Source organism: Haliea sp. E1-2-M8 (assembly GCF_030649675.1).
Taxonomy (GTDB): domain Bacteria; phylum Pseudomonadota; class Gammaproteobacteria; order Pseudomonadales; family Halieaceae; genus Haliea.
In genome coordinates this window covers 83,390-101,836 of the sequence record NZ_JAUTDR010000013.1, presented here as the reverse complement: position 1 = coordinate 101,836, position 18,447 = coordinate 83,390, and the positions used below count along the sequence as shown (strand labels likewise).

15 protein-coding genes are annotated in these 18,447 nt (G+C 65.2%); 9 read left to right on the top strand and 6 right to left on the bottom strand.

Annotated elements, in window-relative coordinates; genetic code table 11:
- Nucleotides 1–5: 5 nt before the first annotated feature.
- From aceF to Q6D67_RS12675, 5 genes are all read left to right on the top strand, one after another.
- Nucleotides 6–1,748, top strand: coding sequence for a dihydrolipoyllysine-residue acetyltransferase (gene aceF / locus Q6D67_RS12695; protein WP_304705990.1), 1,743 nt, complete (start codon nucleotides 6–8; stop codon nucleotides 1,746–1,748).
- A 119-nt stretch (nucleotides 1,749–1,867) separates the two neighbouring features.
- Nucleotides 1,868–2,785, top strand: a complete 918-nt coding sequence (locus tag Q6D67_RS12690) for a hypothetical protein (protein WP_304705989.1) — start codon at nucleotides 1,868–1,870, stop codon at nucleotides 2,783–2,785.
- The gene (locus Q6D67_RS12685; RefSeq protein ID WP_304705988.1) at nucleotides 2,782–3,228 is read left to right on the top strand and encodes a mannosyl-3-phosphoglycerate phosphatase; all 447 of its coding nucleotides are present in this window, start codon (nucleotides 2,782–2,784) and stop codon (nucleotides 3,226–3,228) included. Before Q6D67_RS12690 ends, Q6D67_RS12685 begins: the two co-directional genes overlap by 4 nt.
- A gap of 81 nt (nucleotides 3,229–3,309) precedes the next feature.
- The gene (locus Q6D67_RS12680; RefSeq protein WP_304705987.1) at nucleotides 3,310–3,540 is read left to right on the top strand and encodes a hypothetical protein; all 231 of its coding nucleotides are present in this window, start codon (nucleotides 3,310–3,312) and stop codon (nucleotides 3,538–3,540) included.
- On the top strand, nucleotides 3,507–4,187 hold the full coding sequence (locus tag Q6D67_RS12675) for a hypothetical protein (RefSeq protein WP_304705986.1): 681 nt from the start codon (nucleotides 3,507–3,509) through the stop codon (nucleotides 4,185–4,187). The genes Q6D67_RS12680 and Q6D67_RS12675 overlap by 34 nt, the downstream gene beginning before the upstream one ends.
- 58 nt (nucleotides 4,188–4,245) lie before the next feature.
- On the opposite strand, the gene Q6D67_RS12670 is transcribed toward Q6D67_RS12675, so the two are convergent.
- Nucleotides 4,246–6,102: a choice-of-anchor I family protein gene (locus Q6D67_RS12670; RefSeq protein ID WP_304705985.1), complete on the bottom strand. Its 1,857-nt coding sequence runs from the start codon at nucleotides 6,100–6,102 to the stop codon at nucleotides 4,246–4,248.
- 229 nt (nucleotides 6,103–6,331) lie between these two features.
- Between Q6D67_RS12670 and fabV the strand changes: the two genes are divergently transcribed.
- From fabV to acs, 3 genes are all read left to right on the top strand, one after another.
- Nucleotides 6,332–7,522: an enoyl-ACP reductase FabV gene (fabV, locus tag Q6D67_RS12665; protein ID WP_304705984.1), complete on the top strand. Its 1,191-nt coding sequence runs from the start codon at nucleotides 6,332–6,334 to the stop codon at nucleotides 7,520–7,522.
- 4 nt (nucleotides 7,523–7,526) lie between these two features.
- Nucleotides 7,527–8,360 (top strand): MBL fold metallo-hydrolase, encoded by an 834-nt coding sequence (locus tag Q6D67_RS12660; RefSeq protein WP_304705983.1) that lies wholly within the window; start codon nucleotides 7,527–7,529, stop codon nucleotides 8,358–8,360.
- A gap of 108 nt (nucleotides 8,361–8,468) precedes the next feature.
- On the top strand, nucleotides 8,469–10,409 hold the full coding sequence (acs, locus tag Q6D67_RS12655; RefSeq protein ID WP_304705982.1) for an acetate--CoA ligase: 1,941 nt from the start codon (nucleotides 8,469–8,471) through the stop codon (nucleotides 10,407–10,409).
- A 9-nt stretch (nucleotides 10,410–10,418) separates the two neighbouring features.
- Here the strand turns inward: acs and Q6D67_RS12650 are convergent, their stop codons facing one another.
- The 5 genes from Q6D67_RS12650 to Q6D67_RS12630 all read right to left on the bottom strand — a co-directional run bounded on the left by Q6D67_RS12650 (nucleotide 10,419) and on the right by Q6D67_RS12630 (nucleotide 16,537).
- The gene (locus tag Q6D67_RS12650; RefSeq protein ID WP_304705981.1) at nucleotides 10,419–11,084 is read right to left on the bottom strand and encodes a 3'-5' exonuclease; all 666 of its coding nucleotides are present in this window, start codon (nucleotides 11,082–11,084) and stop codon (nucleotides 10,419–10,421) included.
- Nucleotides 11,084–12,964 carry a DUF294 nucleotidyltransferase-like domain-containing protein gene (locus tag Q6D67_RS12645; protein ID WP_304705980.1) on the bottom strand — a complete coding sequence of 627 codons (1,881 nt, stop codon included), beginning with the start codon at nucleotides 12,962–12,964 and terminating at the stop codon, nucleotides 11,084–11,086. Before Q6D67_RS12645 ends, Q6D67_RS12650 begins: the two co-directional genes overlap by 1 nt.
- A gap of 12 nt (nucleotides 12,965–12,976) precedes the next feature.
- Nucleotides 12,977–14,707, bottom strand: coding sequence for a sodium:solute symporter family protein (locus tag Q6D67_RS12640; protein WP_304705979.1), 1,731 nt, complete (start codon nucleotides 14,705–14,707; stop codon nucleotides 12,977–12,979).
- Nucleotides 14,708–14,710: 3 nt separating this feature from the next.
- Nucleotides 14,711–14,977 carry a DUF4212 domain-containing protein gene (locus tag Q6D67_RS12635; protein ID WP_304705978.1) on the bottom strand — a complete coding sequence of 89 codons (267 nt, stop codon included), beginning with the start codon at nucleotides 14,975–14,977 and terminating at the stop codon, nucleotides 14,711–14,713.
- Between the two features lie 78 nt (nucleotides 14,978–15,055).
- Complete coding sequence (locus tag Q6D67_RS12630; RefSeq protein ID WP_304705977.1) at nucleotides 15,056–16,537, bottom strand: phospholipase D-like domain-containing protein; 1,482 nt, start codon at nucleotides 16,535–16,537, stop codon at nucleotides 15,056–15,058.
- Between the two features lie 169 nt (nucleotides 16,538–16,706).
- On the opposite strand from Q6D67_RS12630, the gene Q6D67_RS12625 reads away from it, so the two are divergent.
- Nucleotides 16,707–18,335 (top strand): long-chain-fatty-acid--CoA ligase, encoded by a 1,629-nt coding sequence (locus tag Q6D67_RS12625; protein WP_304705976.1) that lies wholly within the window; start codon nucleotides 16,707–16,709, stop codon nucleotides 18,333–18,335.
- Nucleotides 18,336–18,447: the final 112 nt, after the last annotated feature.

Below are 18,447 nucleotides of genomic sequence, written 5' to 3'. Positions count from 1 at the left end.
AGCGCATGGCTAAGAAACAGGTAACGGTACCGGATATTGGCGGCGCCGAGGGCGCGGAAGTGATCGAGTTGCTGGTGGCGGTTGGCGACGAGATCGAACTGGAGCAGGGCCTGCTCGTGCTCGAGTCGGACAAGGCGTCGATGGAGATTCCCTCGGACGTGACCGGCAAGGTGCTGGAGGTATTGGTCAAGGTTGGCGATGAGCTGGCCGAGGGAGCCCCGATCCTGATGGTGGAGACGGCGGACAAAGAGGCCGGGGAGACCGAGCAACCAGAGGAGGCGGAAGAACCGAAGAAGGAACCGAAGAAAGAACCGAAGAAGGAACCGAAAGAGCCAGCCAAGCCCGCCGCTGCGCCCGCCGCCGACAAAGAGAAGGAGCAAGCGCCGGCCTCTGATGAAGCAAGTGAGGATGACAGCGCCTCCGCGGATGCGAAAGGCAGCGCTGTCGAGGAAATCACCATCACCGTGCCGGATATCGGCACCGAGGATGACGTGGACCTCATCGAACTCAGCGTCAAGGTGGGCGATGAGGTTGCCGAGGGCGACTCGCTGGTGGTGCTGGAGTCCGACAAGGCATCCATGGAGGTGCCCTCCACCCACGCCGGCACGGTGCTGAAGTGGCTGGTCAAGGAAGGTAGTGCGGTGCGCCAGGGCGATCCTCTGGTGGTGCTGGAGTCCGCGGCCGCGGGCGACGGCGGCAGCGAGCCCGAAGCAGAGAAAGACTCCACGCCGGCCACGTCGGACGAGAGCGACGGGCAGGCGGCAGCTGAACAGCCCGCCAGGCGCTCGGCAACGGACCGGGTGACCCCCGCGGAGGCGACTCAGCCCCGGGCAGCGGCGGACGATCAGCTGGTTTACGCGGGTCCGGCAGTGCGCAAGATGGCCCGGGAGCTGGGGGTGGAGCTCAGCAAGGTAACCGGCAGCGGCCCCCGTGAGCGGGTGCTCAAGGAAGATGTGCAGAGCTTTGTGCAGCGTGCATTGAGCGGCAAGTCGGCCGCGGTGACCTCGGGTTCGGGAATCCCCGCGGTGCCGGAAGTGGATTTCAGTGCGTTTGGCGACATCGAGGAGGTGCCCCGCACCAAGCTGGATAAACTCACCGCGGCGAACATGCACCGCAGCTGGCTCAACGTGCCCCATGTCACCCAGTTTGACGATGCCGACATCACCGAGCTGGAGGACTTCCGCAAGGGGCTCAAGGCCGAGGCGGAACAGCGCAACACCAAGCTCACGCCCATGCCTTTCCTGCTCAAGGCCTGTGCCATCGCCCTGCGCGACAACCCCAAGTTCAGCGCCTCCCTGTCAGCGGACGGCGAGAACCTGGTCTACAAGCGCTATATTCATATCGGCATGGCGGTGGATACCCCGGCGGGCCTGATGGTGCCGGTGATCCGCGACGTGGACCGGAAGACCCTCTGGCAACTCGCCGAGGAAGTGCTGGAAATGGCGGAGAAAGCCCGCGAGCGCAAGCTCAAGCCGGCAGACATGCAGGGTGGCTGTTTCACCATTTCCAGTCTCGGCGGTATCGGCGGCAACGGCTTCTCGCCCATCGTCAACACCCCGGAAGTGGGGATCCTCGGCGTGTCCCGGGCCAGCGTCAAGCCGGTCTGGGACGGGCAGGCCTTTCAGCCCCGCACCCTGCTGCCGCTGGCCCTGTCCTATGACCACCGGGTGATCAACGGCGGCGACGCCGGCCGCTTCTGCACCCAGCTGGTTGCTCTGCTCGGGGATATCCGTCGCCTGCTGCTGTAGGCGGCGTTCGTTCCCGGGATTGTCCCCCGCCCGCCCAGCATCTGTAGAGCATCGGGTGAAGGCTGGCACGCCACCTGCTAGTACACTGTAAACAGGCGGGTAGCCAGAAGAGGGAACTGATGGGGAAGGATTGCCCACTTGCGGGCTGGCAAGCACGGTTTACCGACCAGCGGGGGCTGTCGGTGGACTATCTTGACCAGGCCGAGCGCTGGTTCGACCCCGTCGCTGCGCAGCTGGCCGCGCACTGCTCCGGTGCAAGCCGCCCTCTGGTGGTGGGCATTAATGGTGCGCAGGGTTCGGGCAAAACCACCCTCAGCGACTATTTTTGCCAGTGGCTGGAGCACGAAGCCGGCCTGCGCGCCCTGTCCCTGTCCATCGACGACGTCTACCTGACCCGCACGGCGCGCCAGCATTTGGCCTCTGAGGTACACCCCCTGCTGCTTACCCGGGGCGTGCCCGGAACCCACGATATTCCCCTGTTACTGCGGACGCTTGAGGCACTGGGTGCCGCGGCCGGCACCTTGCCGGTGCCGGTGCCGCGCTTCGACAAGGCCCGTGACGATCGCCTGCCGTGCACGCACTGGCCGCGAGTGCAGCCGCCGCTGGATGTGATCCTGCTGGAAGGCTGGTGCCTGGGCGCGTCGCCCCAGCCGGAGGCGGCCCTCACCGAGCCCTGCAACACGCTCGAGCGAGAGGAGGACAGCGCCGGCCGCTGGCGCCGCTACGCCAACGCTTGCCTGGCGGGCGACTATGCCCGGCTGCACCAGCGGGTGGCTATCTGGCTGATGCTGCGGGCGCCGTCCTTTGACGAGGTCCTGCGCTGGCGCAGCGAGCAGGAACACAAACTGGCTGCGGGGCTGGGCCACGCGGCCGGCACCCGGGTGATGGACGCGCCCGCCCTGGCCCGCTTCGTCCAGCACTACGAGCGCCTGACGCGGCACTGCCTGGCCACCCTGCCGCCGTCGATGGGCCTGGTCTGGGAGCTGGACCGCGACCGGGTGATCCGCAGCTGGCACGGCCCGGAAGTGCCGGCGTGAGCCGCTTGTTGCTGGTGTTCAGCGACCTGGACGGATCGCTGCTGGACCACCGCGACTACAGCTTTCGGGCGGCCCTGCCCGGGCTGGAGGCCCTGCGCGAGCGCGAGATACCGCTGATCTTCTGCAGCAGCAAGACCCGCGCCGAGATCGAACCTCTGCGTGCCCGGTTGGACAATCGGGATCCGTTCATCGTTGAAAACGGCGCCGCGGTGTTCATCCCCCGCGGGAGCTTTGGGCAGACACCACCCGACTGCCGGCGCGAAGACGATGGCTGGGTCCGCGAGTTCGCGCCGCCCCGGCAGCGTTGGCTGGCCGGGGCCGGCGCCACTGTGCTCCAGGGGGGGGCGCTTTCTCAGCGTGGCGGGGGGCTGCGACAAAGGAACTGCACTGCGCTGGTTGCGCGACTGCTACCAGCGGCAAAATCCGGCACGGGATGTGCGTGACCTGGCCATAGGCGACAGTGCGAGGCTCCCGGGCGCGACTATTTTTTCACCGTTGCCCCCGACACCGACCTGTCGGCGGTCGTGCGCCCCCGTACCTCGCCCCTGCTGCGGGAGGTGGAAACGGCGCGGGGCACGCGCTACGTCTGGTGCACCTTCAGCCACGACCCGGTCGATCTCGATTTCCGCAATCCGGAGGTGCTGCTGCAGTTCGTCGCCATCCTGCGTCTGTACCTGGACCGGGGCGTGCGGCTCTTCCGCCTCGATGCCATTGCTTTTCTGTGGAACTCAGCGACGAGGAGTTATCGACACTGATCACTATCCTTGAGACATTTGGCGGGCGGGTGTCCTGGCGTGCGCTGGAGGGTGACGAGAAGCGTCCTTACGAGGTCAACATTGCCCTTTACGATGCGCTGCAGGGCACCGTTCGCGGCGCCGACACCTGGGGGCTGGAAAGGCTTGTCTGTGCCCACAGCATCATGTTTGCTCTCGAGGGAATTCCCGGCCTGTACATCCACAGCCTGCTGGGCACCCGCAATGACTACCAGCGGGTAGAGCACAGCGGCCACAGCCGGTGTATCAATCGCCACCAGTGGTCACTGGCAGCGCTGGAGGCGGAGCTCGCCGACCCTGCCAGTGATCATCACCAGGTACTGACGCGGCTGCAGGCTCTGCTACGCCTGCGGGCGGCACAGCCGGCGTTCCACCCCAATGCAACCCAGTTCACGCTGCAGCTGGGGGTGTCGTTGTTTGGCTTCTGGCGCCAGAGCATGGATGGTAAGCAGAGCAGCTTCTGCATCAGCAATATCACCGATCAACCGCAACCGCTGAACCTGCTGGATATCAACCTGGTGGGCAACGCTGGCTGGCGCGACCTGATCGGCGATGAGCATTACGCGAGTCGCGAGCAGCAGCTACTGCTGCAGCCCTACCAGACGCTCTGGATCAGCAAGCTGCCCTGAACGAAAAAAACCCCGGCGCGCGGTGTGCGGGCCGGGGTAGATGGCTGGTGCTGTAGAATCAGTCGTTGCTCACCAGGTTGACGCCGAACAGCGCGGTGGTGCCGCTGACTTCGTTGCCGACAACCAGCAGTGCTTCGCCGGTGGGGCTGTCGCCTGCGGCAATGAACTTGATGGACTCCGGTCCCAGGTCGCCAACGGCGGAGAAATCCCCGGCATCGACAAGCTCTTCAATGTCCACGCTGAAATCGCGCGTGTTGATGTATTGCAGGAATTCCGCGCTCTCGGGGTTAGTGATGTCATACACCATGATGCCGCCAACCCGCTCCAGACCGATAAAGGCGTAGACCTTGCCATCGATACGGGCAATCTCGATTGCTTCCGGTTCCGGACCCTTGTCGTCCGAGCGGTCATCGCCGTCGTTCTCGTCATTGGTGGCGTTGAAGTCGGCGCCGAGACGCTGGGCGGTGATGGTCTCGAAGTCACTGCCGCTGTCAAAGACCAGTTCACCGGTGTCGCCATTGAAGATGCTGAAGGAGCGGCCGCCGTAGCTGTACAGCTGCTCGTAGACACAACCCGCAGTCGGCTGGCCGCTGACTTCCAGGCTGCCCGCGGGGCAGTCGCGAACCCCCAGGGTGGTAATCACCTTGATCCGTCCCAGGTTGGCATTGTCGCTCAGGGTGTCCAGGTCCGGGGCGAAGCGCTCCAGGTTGGCGAGCTCAATGCTGGCACCGCTGTCGAGGATGTCCCCGACCCGGATTTCGTCCAGATAATGGAAGCAGTCGCCGTCGTCGAAATCAAAACCACCCTGGGCGGTGCAGTCCTCGGCGCTGTCCGCATCGGTCAGGTATTCCCGGCCATCGCCTTCGTTGGCGGTAACCAGGTAGGTGATGCCGTTGTACTCATAGCTGTCGATGGTGTCGGGCATGTACACGCCCAGCAGGGGCCACTGGCGAATGTTGATGCCACCATCGCGGTTGCTGGCATCCAGTTCGTTGCCGATCAGGCCGTGGTCCTTGAAGCCGAGACCACGCACTGCGCTGATCTCTCTGGCGCTTACATCAATGACCGCGATGGCGTTGTTTTCCTGCAGCGCAACCCAGGCAGTGCTGCTGTCCGCCGACACGGCGATGTACTCGGGCTCCAGGTCCTGGGCCACGCTGGCGCTCTTGGGTGAAGTGCGGACGTCGCTGCCCAGGGACTTGGCGCCGCCGGCATTGAAGGCCGTGAAGCGCAGCTGGGTGACGTTGGCCGAAGTAACAGTGCCGGCACCGCCGGAGATGTCGATCAGCGTGATGCTGCCTTCAGGGTCCACGCTGTAGTCGCCGTTGGGTTCCCCCTCATTGGCCACCAGCGCCGTGTTGCCGTCCGGCGTGATGGCGACCATGTCCGGCAGCGCGCCGGCCTCGACCGCGGCGAGGAAAGTGCCGTCGGTCTGGTAGAACGCGACATAGCCGTTGTCCTGTTTCACCGCGGCCTCGACAGCAACCGCGAGTGTATTCCCGGATACGGCCACACTGTTGGCGGCGCCGAGGTCGGCGGCACTGGCGACGGCGGGGACAGCGCTGGCAATATCTGCAGCCACGTCGAGCGAGTCGGTCAGAGTTGGCATTTCCGGGGCGCTGATGTCGAGGATATCGATCCGGCCCGAGTTCGCGTTGACCACGAAAACCTGGCGCGTGGCCGGGTCATAGTCCACGATCTCGGCTGCGCTTTCATCAAATTCGCCGGTCTCGTAGCGGCCCAGAAAGCTGAGGGCGATGGTGCTGGCGGTGGCGTCCTGCCCCGGCGCCCCGGGTGCTCCGGGTGCGCCAGCGGGGCCCGCCGCACCGTCACTGCCGTCATCGCCTTCGCAGCCGGCCAGTACCAGCGGCAGGGAAAGGCAGGTAGCCATTAACCAAAGTTTCGGGGTACGCATGCATTCGTCTCCATGATTGTGTTTTGGTTTCAGCGCTAAAGCGTGGAGGCTTTCTGTGACAGGTTAATGGCGGTTGGGTGACCGATATGTGACGCCAATATGGCGGTGATGTGGGCGTCGCACGCTCCCGAGGTCAGGCACTACCGGGTAGCCACCCTGTGATACACTCGCGATCTGCGCCCCTGGCGGGGTCTGACAGTTATTCACAGAACCAGGAAAGCGACCAATCATGATCATCAAGCCCCGCGTACGCGGCTTTCTTTGTACCACCACCCACCCGGTTGGCTGTGCCGCCAACGTCCGCCACCAGATCGACTACGTGAAGTCCCACGGCCGCATCGAGAATGGTCCGAAACGGGTGCTGGTGATCGGCGCCTCTACCGGCTACGGCCTCGCCTCGCGGATCACCGCGGCCTTCGGGGCCGGTGCTGCCACCCTGGGTATATTCTTCGAGAAGGAAGGTACCGAAACCAAGCCGGGTAGCGCCGGCTGGTACAACAGCGCTGCCTTCCACAGCGCCGCCGAGTCCGAAGGCCTGTACGCGAAGAGCATTAACGGCGACGCCTTCAGCGACGAAATCAAGCAGAAGGCCATCGCCACCATCCGCGCGGACCTGGGCCAGGTCGACCTGGTGGTCTACAGCCTGGCGGCGCCCCGGCGCCAGCACCCGGTCACCGGCGTTGTCCACACTTCCACCCTCAAGCCGATCGGCAAGCCGACGGTGCAAAAGGGCGTCAACACGGACAAGCAGGAAGTGCAGGACTTCCACCTGGAGCCCGCCACCCAGGAGGAGATCGACAATACCGTCGCGGTCATGGGCGGCGAAGACTGGCAGATGTGGATCGAGGCCCTGGATGAGGCCGGCGTATTGGCCGAGGGCGCCAAGACCACCGCCTACACCTACATCGGCGAGAAAATGACCTGGGACATTTACTGGCACGGCACAATAGGTGCGGCCAAGCAGGACCTGGACCGCCGCGTGACGGGCATCCGCGAACGGCTGGCGGCGAAGGGCGGTGACGCCCGGGTGTCGGTGCTGAAGGCCGTGGTTACCCAGGCCAGCGCGGCGATACCCGCGATGCCGATCTACCTGGCGATCCTGTTCAAGGTGATGAAGGCCCGCGGCAGCCACGAGGGCTGTATCGAGCAGATTGACGGCCTGTTCCGTGACTCGCTCTACAACCCCGCCCCGCAGCTGGACGATGAGGGGCGGCTGCGCGCCGACAGCAAGGAGCTGGACCCGGCGGTGCAGGCGGAAGTGGCGCAGCTGTGGGAACAGATCGATACCGACAACCTGCACCAGCTGTCGGATTTCGCCGGCTATCGCCGGGAGTTCCTGCAGCTGTTCGGCTTCGAAGTGGACGGGGTCGACTACGAGGCGGACGTCAGTCCGCTGGTACCCATCCGCGATATGGTCTGAGACGATGTTTGAACACGATATACCCTTCACCCTGAACAGCCGCGTGCGGCGCCTGGTGGCACCGAACCCCGGGATGATGACCGGGCCCGGCACCAACACCTATCTGCTGGGCCAGGAGCAGGTCGCGGTGCTCGACCCGGGCCCGGCGATCCCTGCGCATGTCGACGCCATTCTGGCGGCTGCGGAAGGCAAGATTCGCTGGATTGTCTGCACCCACACCCATCCGGATCACTCCCCGGCCTGGCAGGCGGTGGCCGCTGCCACGGGCGCCGAGGTGATCGGTGCCCTGCCGGCGGACGACCGCTTCCAGGACGACACTTTCCAGCCCACCCTGGAGCTGTCCCACGACTGGGTGTTGCGGGCACCGGAGTTCACCCTGCGCGCGCTGCACACCCCCGGTCACGTCAACAACCACTACTGCTTCCTGCTGGAAGAGGACGGCATGCTCTTCGCCGGGGATCACATCATGAACGGCTCCACCGTGGTGATTGTGCCACCGGGTGGCGACATGAAGGCCTACATTGAGTCCCTGCGCCTGCTGCTGGACTATCCGCTGCAGAGCATTGCCCCCGGCCACGGCGACCTTATCCATACGCCTCGTGAGGAAGTCACCGGCCTGGTGGAACACCGGCTGGCGCGCGAGCGCAAGGTGGCCGCCGGGCTTTCCACTCTGGGCCAGGCGGACATGGACGCGCTGGTCAAGGTTGTGTATGACGATGTCGACCCGGCGCGCCACGAATGGGCCAAACTGTCCCTGGCCGCACACCTGATCAAGCTGGCCGCGGAAGGTCGCGCCAGGCAGGAAGAGGCAGGCGCTCACTGGGTCTGGCTGGGCTGAGCTGGCGGGTGCAGGAAGCAGGTGCCAATACGGGCGGGTGTGCTGGTTGCACCGCGCTGAGCAGGCAGTATCATCAGAGCTCCACTTTCTCAAAAGCGATCCCATAACATGTCAAAGTTTCCTCTTCACCCGGTTCCCGAGAACTTCCGCGACGCCCACATCACGCCTGAGCGCTATCGTGAAATGTATCTGCGCTCGGTGGAGGATCCGGCGGGTTTCTGGGACGAACAGGCCCGGGAGTTCCTGCGCTGGGACCAGCCCTGGCACACCGTGGTCGACTACGACTTCAGCGATGGGCGGGCCAGCTGGTTTGCCGGCGGCAAGCTCAATGTCAGCGTCAACTGCATTGATCGCCACCTGGCTACCCGCGCCGACCAGACCGCGCTGATCTGGGAGGGTGATGACCCGGCCGCCAGCGAGAACATTACTTACCGGGAGTTGCACGAGCAGGTCTGTCGCCTGGCCAACGTGCTCCGGGCGCGGGGAGTGAAAAAGGGCGACCGGGTCTGCATCTACATGCCCATGGTGCCGGAAGCGGCCTATGCCATGCTCGCCTGCACCCGCATCGGTGCCATTCACTCCGTGGTGTTCGGCGGCTTCTCTCCCACCGCGATTGTGGACCGGGTCCAGGATGCGGACTGCCAGACAGTCATCACCGCTGACGAGGGCCGCCGCGGCGGCAAGACCATTGCCCTGAAAGCCAATGTCGACAAGGCGCTGGAGTCCTGCCCCAACGTGCACACCTGCATCGTGGCGCGGGTAACGGATGCGGAAGTCGACTGGCAGGAAGGCCGCGACGTCTGCTACCGGGAGGCTACCGCCGCTGCGGCTCGCGAGTGTGAGCCCGAGAGCATGGACGCGGAAGACCCGCTGTTTATCCTCTATACCTCAGGCTCCACCGGCAAGCCCAAGGGCGTGCTGCACACCACCGGGGGCTACCTGCTGCAGGCAGCCATGACCTTCAAGTACACCTTCGACTATCGTGAGGGCGAGGTGTTCTGGTGTACCGCCGACGTTGGCTGGGTGACCGGCCATACCTACATCCTCTACGGCCCGCTGGCCAACGGTGCCACTACCCTGATGTTCGAGGGGGTGCCCACCTACCCGGATTCCGGCCGCTGCTGGGAAGTGGTGGACAAGCACCAGGTCAACACCTTCTATACCGCGCCGACGGCGATCCGCTCCCTGCACGCCCACGGCGACGAGCCGGTGAAGCGCAGCTCCCGGGCCAGCCTGCGGCTGCTGGGTTCGGTTGGCGAGCCGATCAACCCCGAGGCCTGGGAGTGGTACTACCGCATCGTGGGCGACTCCCGTTGCCCGATCGTCGATACCTGGTGGCAGACCGAGACCGGCGCGCAAATGATCACCCCCTTGCCCGGGGCCACGGACCTCAAGCCCGGCGCCGCCAGCATGCCTTTCTTTGGCGTACAGCTGGCCCTGCTGAACGAAGATGGCAGCGAAATCGAAGGGCCCGGTGCCGGCTACCTGGTGATCAAGGCTTCCTGGCCCAGCCAGATCCGCACCATTTACGGTGATCACCAGCGCATGGTCGACACCTACTTCAGCCACTACCCCGGCTACTACTTCACTGGCGACGGTGCCTCCCGCGACGCGGACGGCTACTACTGGATCACCGGGCGGGTGGACGACGTGCTCAACGTCTCCGGCCACCGCATGGGTACCGCGGAAGTCGAAAGCGCCCTGGTGCTACACGAGGATATTGCCGAAGCCGCGGTGGTGGGTTATCCCCACGATATCAAGGGCCAGGGCATTTACTGCTTTGTCACGCCCATGGACGGCGTGGAGCCCAGCGAGGAGTTGCGCAAGGAGCTGGTGGCCCTGTGCGCCGAGGAGATCGGCGCCATTGCCAAACCGGATGTCATCCAGTGGGCGCCGGGGTTGCCCAAGACCCGCTCCGGCAAGATCATGCGCCGTATCCTGCGCAAGATTGCCGAAAACGAGGTCGGCAACCTGGGCGATACCAGCACTCTGGCGGACCCGTCAGTGGTCGACCACCTGGTGGCCAATCGGGCGCACCCGGACGTCTGACCGTTCTGCCTAACGCAGGTCGCCCAGGGTAAACCTGCCACCGGCGCTGCGGCGGGCAATCTGCGCCAGCAGCAACTCCGCGGTGGCAAGCGCATCCTGCAGTGCATTGTGTGCGCCGTGGTCTGGCAAGCCGTAATGGGCACGGCAGGCCTGCAGGGTGAGCGCGCCGGGCGTGAGGGGGCTGCCGCGGCGCTCGCGCTGGGCCCGTTCCAGCGCCAGGGTATCCACTACCGGCAGCAGCAGTGACGCGCCGTAGAGCTGGCGGCTGAGCCGGTTCAGGTAGGCGAGGTCCAGCGGCGCATGGTGCAGGACCAGCACCTTGCCCGCCGCGGCCTGCAACAGAGCGGCCATTGCCGCCGCGGGTGGCGAAGCTGCGGCAAGTTCGCGGTCGTGTATCTGGTGGATAGTGGCGCTCTGGCCGACGCCGTGTTCGCTGGCGATCAGCTGGTGGCGGGCAGTGCCCAGCTGCACGGCGCCCTCGGCCACGGTGACCCAGCCCAGGCTCAACAGCTCCCCCTGGCGCGGATCCAGCGAGGACATTTCCGCATCGCAGACCAGGAACGACAGCGCGCGCCAGTCGCAGCGGCGCCCCGGCAGCGGTTCGCGCCAGCATGCCTGCAGGGGACTTGCCGCTACCCGCCGCGCCCAGCGCAACCGCCGCAGCGCAAGCCACATCAGTCCAGGCCCGCCCGGTAGGTCAGGCGCAGCGCGGCCTGGGCCTGGTCAATGATGGTGAAGGCGTCGCGCAGCTGCTCCCGCGCCATGGTCGGCAGCCCGCGCGGGTTGAGAAAGTTGTCGGGCTCCGCCCCGCGCAGCACCTGCTGACACTGTTGCTGCAGGCGCTGTTGCTGGATGCAATGCAGGGCGTCGGCCAGGTTGCGACTGTCGCCGATGGTCAGGTGCCGTTCACTTGCCAGAGTCTGCAGCCGCTCTTCCGTGTTCACCGCGGTCACGCAGTGGGCGAGGGCGTGCAGGCGCACAATGTCGGTCAGCGGCATCACGCCGCGTTTTTTCAGGTCGGCGGCGTCCCGGTGTTCGCCGTCGCGCTCGATCACGAAGCGGCGGAAAATCCCCAGTGGCGGCCTGCGGTCGAGGGCGTTGGCCGCCAGTGCCGCCAAAAAAATCGAGTTGCGCGAGGCCCGGTGCAGCATCTCGTCCTGCAGCGCCGCGCAGAGGCCTGCATCGCCGTAGACTGCGCGCAGGTCGAAAAAGATACTCACGCGCATCACCGCCGCCGGGGTCGGGGTGTCGGTCCAGCGGCGCACGGTTTCCCGCCACTGGGCCAGCGGCTGGCGCCAGCTGTCCGTGGTCGCCATCACTTCGCCTTGGCAATAGGGGTAGCCGCACAGGTCGAGCCCATCGCACACCTTGTGGGCGAGCGCGGCGAACCAGGGTGCGTGCTCCGGCCTGGCGTCATCGGCCAGGATCATGCCGTTGTCCTGGTCGGCGCCCAGCAGCTGCTCGGCGCGGCCCTGGGAACCAAACGCGGTCCAGCACCAGGCCGCGGGTGCCGGTCCAAGTTCCGCTTCCGCGAGCTGGATCAGGCGCACGGTGACGGCATCGGTAATGGCGGTGAGTATCCGGCCAACTTGTTGTGCGCGCATGCCGGCCTGGTGCCACTGCAATACCAGTTGCGGCAGGCCGGCCAGCAGGTCGCGGATGCCTTCCGCGCCGTCCTGGCGCGAAATATGCTGGACCAGATAAACCGGGTCGTCCTGGCGCGCCAGGATCAGGTCGGAGCTGGTAATCATTCCAGTCAGGCGGCCGTCCTCGGTCACCGGTAAATGGTGGTAGCCGCGGCGGGTCATCTGCAGGGTTGCGTCAAACAGGGTGCTGTCGGCGTCAATAGTCTCCGGCGCCGGGGTCATGACCGCTGCTATCGAGGTGCTGACCGGCAGCGCCTCGGCCACGCAGCGTGTGCGCAGGTCGCGGTCGGTGACGATGCCCTGGAGCCTGTCCCCCTCGAGAACCAGGGCGGAGGAGACCCGGCGTGCGGTCATGGCTCTGGCCACGGTCTGCAGGCTGTCGCCGGGGGTGACGGTCAGCAGGTCTGTACTCATGCAGCCGCGCAGGTCCTGCAGCAAGGTGTTGGGCGCGGGCTGGTAGCGGGCAGCCCGCCGCAGGCGTCGGCTGCGCTGACTGCTGAAGTAGCGGTCGAATGGCCGGTTGCGCTGACGCAGACGCTGGTAGGCCGCGTCCGGCAGCAGATAGAGCAGGGCGTCCTCGATCACGATGGCGCGAACTTCATCCCCACCGGCGTTCAGGCCGCCGAGGTGGAAGCTCTCGCCTTCACCCAGGCGATCCAGCAAAGTATTGTCGCGGTCGCGCAGGTCCACCGCACCGCTGCGGAGGATGCGCAGGCCCTGCTCCGGTGCATCGGCGAGCAGGGTGCTGCCATGGACATGGTAGCTGATGCGGAGCGCGGCCAGCACCTGTTCCAACTCGGCCGCGGGCAGGTCCTGGAAGGGCAGGGTTCGGCGCAGAAAATCCGCCACCGGCGCCAGATCCACGAGCGGGCGCAAGGCGTCGGGCTGGTCCTCGGGGCGGCGGTTCATTCCGCTCTCAGCTTAGTGGTCCTGCGCCGCACTGGCGCCGGCCGGAACCCGGATATGCTCAACCAGTTCCCGTACCGAAGCCGGCGGCGGGGCGGTGAAGCGGCTCACCAGCAGGGCGACGGCGAAGTTCACCAGGGCGCCCACGGCGCCAAAGGCATTGGGCTCAATGCCCAGGAACCAGTTTGGCGACATATCGCCAAGGAAAGCGGTGGAGGGTATGAACATGATGCCCATGTGCTGGAACACGTAGCACAGGGTGACGCCAATCCCCGCCACCATGCCCGCGACAGCGCCCTCCTTGCTCACCCGGCTGGAGAAGATGCCCATCATCAGGGCCGGGAAAATGGACGAGGCGGCGAGCCCGAAGGCCAGCGCAACCGTGCCGGCGGCAAAGCCCGGCGGATTGAAGCCAAGGTAGCCCGCACCGATGATCGCCGCGGCCATGGCCAGCCGGCTGGCGCGCAGCTCCGAGCGCTCGGAAATGTTTGGCCTGATCATGCCCTTGAGCAGGTCGTGGGAGATGGCGGAGGCGATCGCCAGCAGCAGGCCGGCCGCGGTGGACAGCGCCGCGGCCAGGCCGCCGGCGGCGACCAGGGCAATCACCCAGTTCGGCAACTGGGCGATCTCCGGGTTGGCCAGCACCATGATGTCGTTGTCGATGGTGACCATTTCATTCACCGCGGGGTCGGCGTTGTACTGGATGCGGCCGTCACCATTCTTGTCCTCGAACTCCAGCAACCCGGTCTTCTCCCAGTTGCGGAACCACTGCGGCCGCTCCTCGTAGACCAGGTATTCCCCGGCGGTTGGCTCAATGGTCTGCATCAGGTTCAGCCGCGCCATGCCCGCAACCGCCGGTGCCGTGGTATAGAGAATCGCGATAAACAGCAGCGCCCAGCCCGCCGAGCTGCGCGCATCGCGCACCTTGGGCACGGTGAAGAAACGGATGATGACGTGGGGCAGGCCCGCGGTACCGATCATCAGCGACGCGGTATAGGCAAACATATTGAGCCCGCTGAGGCGGAAATCGGTGGTGTACTCGTGGAAACCGAGGTCCTGCACGATCAGGTCCAGCTTGTCCAGCAGATAGGTGTCGGACCCCGTCAGGGTGCTGCCCAGGCCCAGTTGCGGTATCGGGTTGGCGGTGAGCTGCAGGCTGATGAAAATGGCCGGGATGGTATAGGCCATGATCAGCACGCAAAACTGGGCGATCTGGGTATAGGTAATCCCCTTCATGCCGCCGAGCACGGCATAGAAGAATACGATGCACATGCCGACCAGCAGGCCGGTGCCATAGTCCACTTCCAGGAAGCGGGAGAAGGCGACGCCAATACCTTTCATCTGGCCGATAACATAGGTCACCGAACAGATGATAAGGCAGATTACCGCTACCACCCGCGCGGTGCGCGAGTAGAAGCGGTCGCCGATGAACTCGGGCACGGTGAACTTGCCGTACTTGCGCAGGTAGGGGGCCAGCAGCAGAGCCAGGATCACGAAACCGCCGGTCCAGCCCATCAGGAATACCGAGCCGCCATAGCCCATGAAGGCAATCATGCCGGCCATGGAGATGAACGAGGCGGCGGACATCCAGTCCGCCGCCGTGGCCATGCCGTTGGCTATCGGATGTACGCCACCGCCGGCGACATAGAAATCCCGGGTCGATCCGGCCCGGGACCAGATCGCGATACCGATATACAGAGCGAAGCTGGCGCCGACCACCAGGTAGGTCAGGGTTTTCAGCTCCATGCGCTAGTTCTCTTCGACGCCGAATTCGCGATCCAGCGCCGCCATCCTGCGGCTGTAATAGAAGATCAGCAGCACGAAGACATAGATGGAACCCTGTTGCGCGAACCAGAAGCCGAGCTTGTAGCCGCCGATCTGGATCTGGTTCAGCTGTTCCACGAACAGGATGCCGCAGCCGAAGCTGACTACAAACCAGATCAGCAGCAGTTTTGCCATCAGGTTAAGGTTGCGACGCCAGTAGGCGCGCGCCTGGTCTGCGCTCAAGCGGGGCATGTTGGGTTCTCCCGGTTTGTTATTGGTGAGTTTTGCGGGACTATAGCATCGGTCCCCCGGCTCGCGGTATCACGGCCTTCAGAGATAGGGCTGGAACAGCCAGAAAAAGGCGTCCCGCAGCCGTACCGGCAGAGAGCGTTGGTCGATCTCCTTGAGGGTGACGGGTGTCGACAGCGGGTAGCGGCTGTGTATCTCCCGGGCCAGTTGCAGCACGCTATCGCCGGAAAACAGCTCCAGATTGAGCTCGAAATTCAGCCGCAGGCTGCGCGGGTCCAGGTTGGCGGAACCCACCTGGGCGTAGCACCGATCCACAACGAACAATTTGGCGTGGGAGAAGGGCGCCGGTTGATAGCGGATTTCGACATCGTAGAGCAGCAGTTCCCACAGCATGTTGCGGGATGCCCAGTGCACGAACGGCAAGTTATTCTGCGCCGGCAGCAGAATTATCACCCGCACTCCGCGCAGCGTCGCGGATTGCAGGCTGGCGACCATTTCCCGCGACGGCAGGAAATAGGGGGTGAGGATCAGGATTTCTTCCCGGGCGCAGGAGATGGCGCCCAGCAACGTCATTGAGATCTTGTCCAGGTCATCGCCGGGGCCATCGCTGATGCAGCGACAGAAGACCTCACCGTCTGCAAGCGGCTGGATATCACCGCACAGGGGCGCAAGTTGTTTCCCCGAAGCAACCCGCCAGTCACCGAGGAACACCTTCTCAAGCTGGGCGAGAATCGGCCCCCGGACGCGGAAATGCAGGTCGGCGGCGCGCTTGCGGGAGCTCGAAGTCAGCATGTGGCGGTCGCCGATATTCATGCCGCCGGTAAACCCTTCCCGGTCGTCCACCAGCATGATCTTGCGGTGGTTGCGCAGGTTGAGGGACAGGGACGGCGGCAGCAGGCGTGGCGGCAGAAAGCGCGCCGTCGGCAGCTCCGCCCGGCGCAGCAGACGCCCGATCCGCGGCCAGGAATACAGCTCGCCAAAGCCGTCGACCAGTACCCGCACTTCGACGCCGCGCTCTTGGGCGGCTGCCAGCGCCGCGACGAACTCGCGGCCCGTGTGGTCGGATTCGAAAATATAGCTGCACAGGAGAACGCGCCGCTGGGCGCCGGCGATGGCCGCGAGCATGGCAGGGTAGGCTTCCTCGCCATTGTGCAGGGTTAGCACCTGGTTGCCGGCGACCAGGGGCTGGGGTGTCATGCGGCCCGATACCTGGGCGAAGGGCCGCAGTTCGCGGTCCAGACCCACGGGAATCGCGGTGTTATCCGCGGTCATCAGGCCGCGCTCGTGACCGACCTGCAGCAACGGCAGCCGTTGCCCACTGAGCTTGTGGGCCTGGCTGCGCACGCGGTTGATGCCGAACAGGTAATACAGTGCCGGGCCCAGCAGGGGAAACAGCAGGGTCACCGCAATCCAGCTCATGGCGGCGCGGGAATCCCGCTTGTAGAGCATGGCGTGGACCACGGCAAGCAGGGCAATCGCCAGGTACAGCGCGCCCAGCACCAGCTGCCAGAATGGCTCCGCCAGCAGCCGCAGCAAGTCCATTACTATTCTATCGACATCCATTGCCCTGCTCTGGTGTTGTGGCCCCGGCTGATTGTAGCCCGGAGCGGCCGTGGCGGCGAACCGAAAAGACAAGCGCCGTGGGCCCGGGAGCCGCGCTGGCGATAGTAAATGCCGGTCAAGCCGTTACAATGCGATGGACAATAACGGGCAACCAGAACAGGAGTACGCCATGCAAGGCTTGATGATGGATATGCCGCTGCTGATCACCGAGATCATGCGCCACGCCGAGCGCGTGAACGGCAACCAGGAAATTGTGTCTGTCACCCGCGATAATCCCCGCCATCGCTACACCTACCGCGAAGCCTTTGTGCGCACCCGCAAGCTGGCCAGCGCCATGGCGGACTGGGGCCTGGCCCGTGGGGATCGCATCGGCACCCTGGCCTGGAATGACCACCGCCACCTGGAGACCTACTACGGCTCCGCCTGCAGCGGCTATGTCTGCCACACCATCAACCCGCGTCTGTTTCCGGAGCAGCTGGTCTACATCATCAATCACGCCGAGGACCGTTACATCTTCCTGGATCCGGATTTCCTGCCGCTGGCGGAAAAGCTGGCACCGGAGTGTCCCGACGTGGCGGGCTGGGTGGTGCTGACTGCCGAGGACTACATGCCGGAAACCGGGCTGGCCAACGCAATCTGTTACGAAACCCTGGTCGCAGGCGGCAGCGAGGACTTCGACTGGCCGGAGCTGGACGAGCGCGATGCCTGCGCCCTGTGCTACACCTCCGGCACCACGGGCCACCCCAAGGGGGTGTTGTACTCCCACCGCTCCACCATGTTGCATGCCTACGCCACCATGATGCCCGATGCCATGGGCCTGTCAGCCAGTGATGTGGTGCTGCCCATCGTGCCCATGTTCCACGTCAATGCCTGGGGCAATCCCTACTCCTGCCCCATGGCGGGCTCCAAGGTGGTATTCCCCGGGAACAAGATGGGGGATGGCGAAACCCTGGCGAGCCTGATCAACGAGGAGGGCGTGACCCTGTCGGCCGGGGTGCCGACGATATGGCTGGCGCTGCTGGCCTACCTCAAGTCCTCGGGGAAAACGGTCGAATCCCTGAAGCGGGTGGTCGTTGGCGGCGCCGCCTGCCCACTGGCCATTGCCGAGGGGTTCGACGCCTACGGCGTCGAGAGCCGCATCGGCTGGGGCATGACCGAGATGAGCCCGCTGGGCAGCATCAATGCCAGTGCCGACCAGAAAGACGACTACACCGAGGAGGAATACCGCAAGCTGCGCCTGAAGGCAGGGCGTCCCATCTTCGGCGTGGAAATGAAGATCGTCGACGACGAGGGCGTGGAACTGCCCTGGGACGGCAAGGCCTACGGCTCGCTCAAGGTGCGCGGCCCCTGGATCTGTTCCGGCTACTTCAAGCGCGAGGCGGATGGCGCTCACTCAGAGCCGGGCTGGTTCGAAACCGGTGACGTGGCGACCATCGACCCCGAGGGTTATATGGCGATCACCGACCGCACCAAGGACGTGATCAAGTCCGGCGGTGAGTGGATCTCCTCCATCGAGCTGGAAAACGTCGCCATGAGCCACCCCAAGGTGGCCGAGGCGGCGGTGATCGGCCACTACCACCCCACGTGGAGCGAGCGGCCCCTGCTGATCGTGGTGCGCAAGGGCGACGGCGCGGACCTGACCGCGGAGGAGATGCTGGCCTGGTTCGAGGGCAAGGTAGCCACCTGGTGGAAGCCGGATGCGGTCGAATTTGTGGACGAACTGCCCCACGGCGCTACCGGCAAGCTCCACAAGGTTTCCCTGCGCGAGCAGTTCAAGGACTACAGCTTCCCAACCTGACCAGCGGCTGCGTAGGAGCCCGCTCTGCGGGCGATCGCGCGCAGAGCGCGCTCCTGCCCTATTCGTCCGCCCTTGAGGGAGCCCCGGTTGAGGCTGCGTAGGAGCCCGCTCT

Bases quoted from the DNA above. Each gene is read 5' to 3' on its own strand.
- Q6D67_RS12660 (WP_304705983.1), top strand. From the start codon at position 7,527: ATGTTTGAACACGATATACCCTTCACCCTGAACAGCCGCGTGCGGCGC.
- aceF (WP_304705990.1), top strand. From the start codon at position 6: ATGGCTAAGAAACAGGTAACGGTACCGGATATTGGCGGCGCCGAGGGC.
- Q6D67_RS12690 (WP_304705989.1), top strand. From the start codon at position 1,868: ATGGGGAAGGATTGCCCACTTGCGGGCTGGCAAGCACGGTTTACCGAC.
- fabV (WP_304705984.1), top strand. From the start codon at position 6,332: ATGATCATCAAGCCCCGCGTACGCGGCTTTCTTTGTACCACCACCCAC.
- Q6D67_RS12635 (WP_304705978.1), bottom strand. From the start codon at position 14,977: ATGCCCCGCTTGAGCGCAGACCAGGCGCGCGCCTACTGGCGTCGCAAC.
- Q6D67_RS12645 (WP_304705980.1), bottom strand. From the start codon at position 12,964: ATGAACCGCCGCCCCGAGGACCAGCCCGACGCCTTGCGCCCGCTCGTG.
- Q6D67_RS12630 (WP_304705977.1), bottom strand. From the start codon at position 16,537: ATGGATGTCGATAGAATAGTAATGGACTTGCTGCGGCTGCTGGCGGAG.
- Q6D67_RS12670 (WP_304705985.1), bottom strand. From the start codon at position 6,102: ATGCGTACCCCGAAACTTTGGTTAATGGCTACCTGCCTTTCCCTGCCG.
- Q6D67_RS12640 (WP_304705979.1), bottom strand. From the start codon at position 14,707: ATGGAGCTGAAAACCCTGACCTACCTGGTGGTCGGCGCCAGCTTCGCT.
- acs (WP_304705982.1), top strand. From the start codon at position 8,469: ATGTCAAAGTTTCCTCTTCACCCGGTTCCCGAGAACTTCCGCGACGCC.
- Q6D67_RS12625 (WP_304705976.1), top strand. From the start codon at position 16,707: ATGCAAGGCTTGATGATGGATATGCCGCTGCTGATCACCGAGATCATG.
- Q6D67_RS12650 (WP_304705981.1), bottom strand. From the start codon at position 11,084: ATGTGGCTTGCGCTGCGGCGGTTGCGCTGGGCGCGGCGGGTAGCGGCA.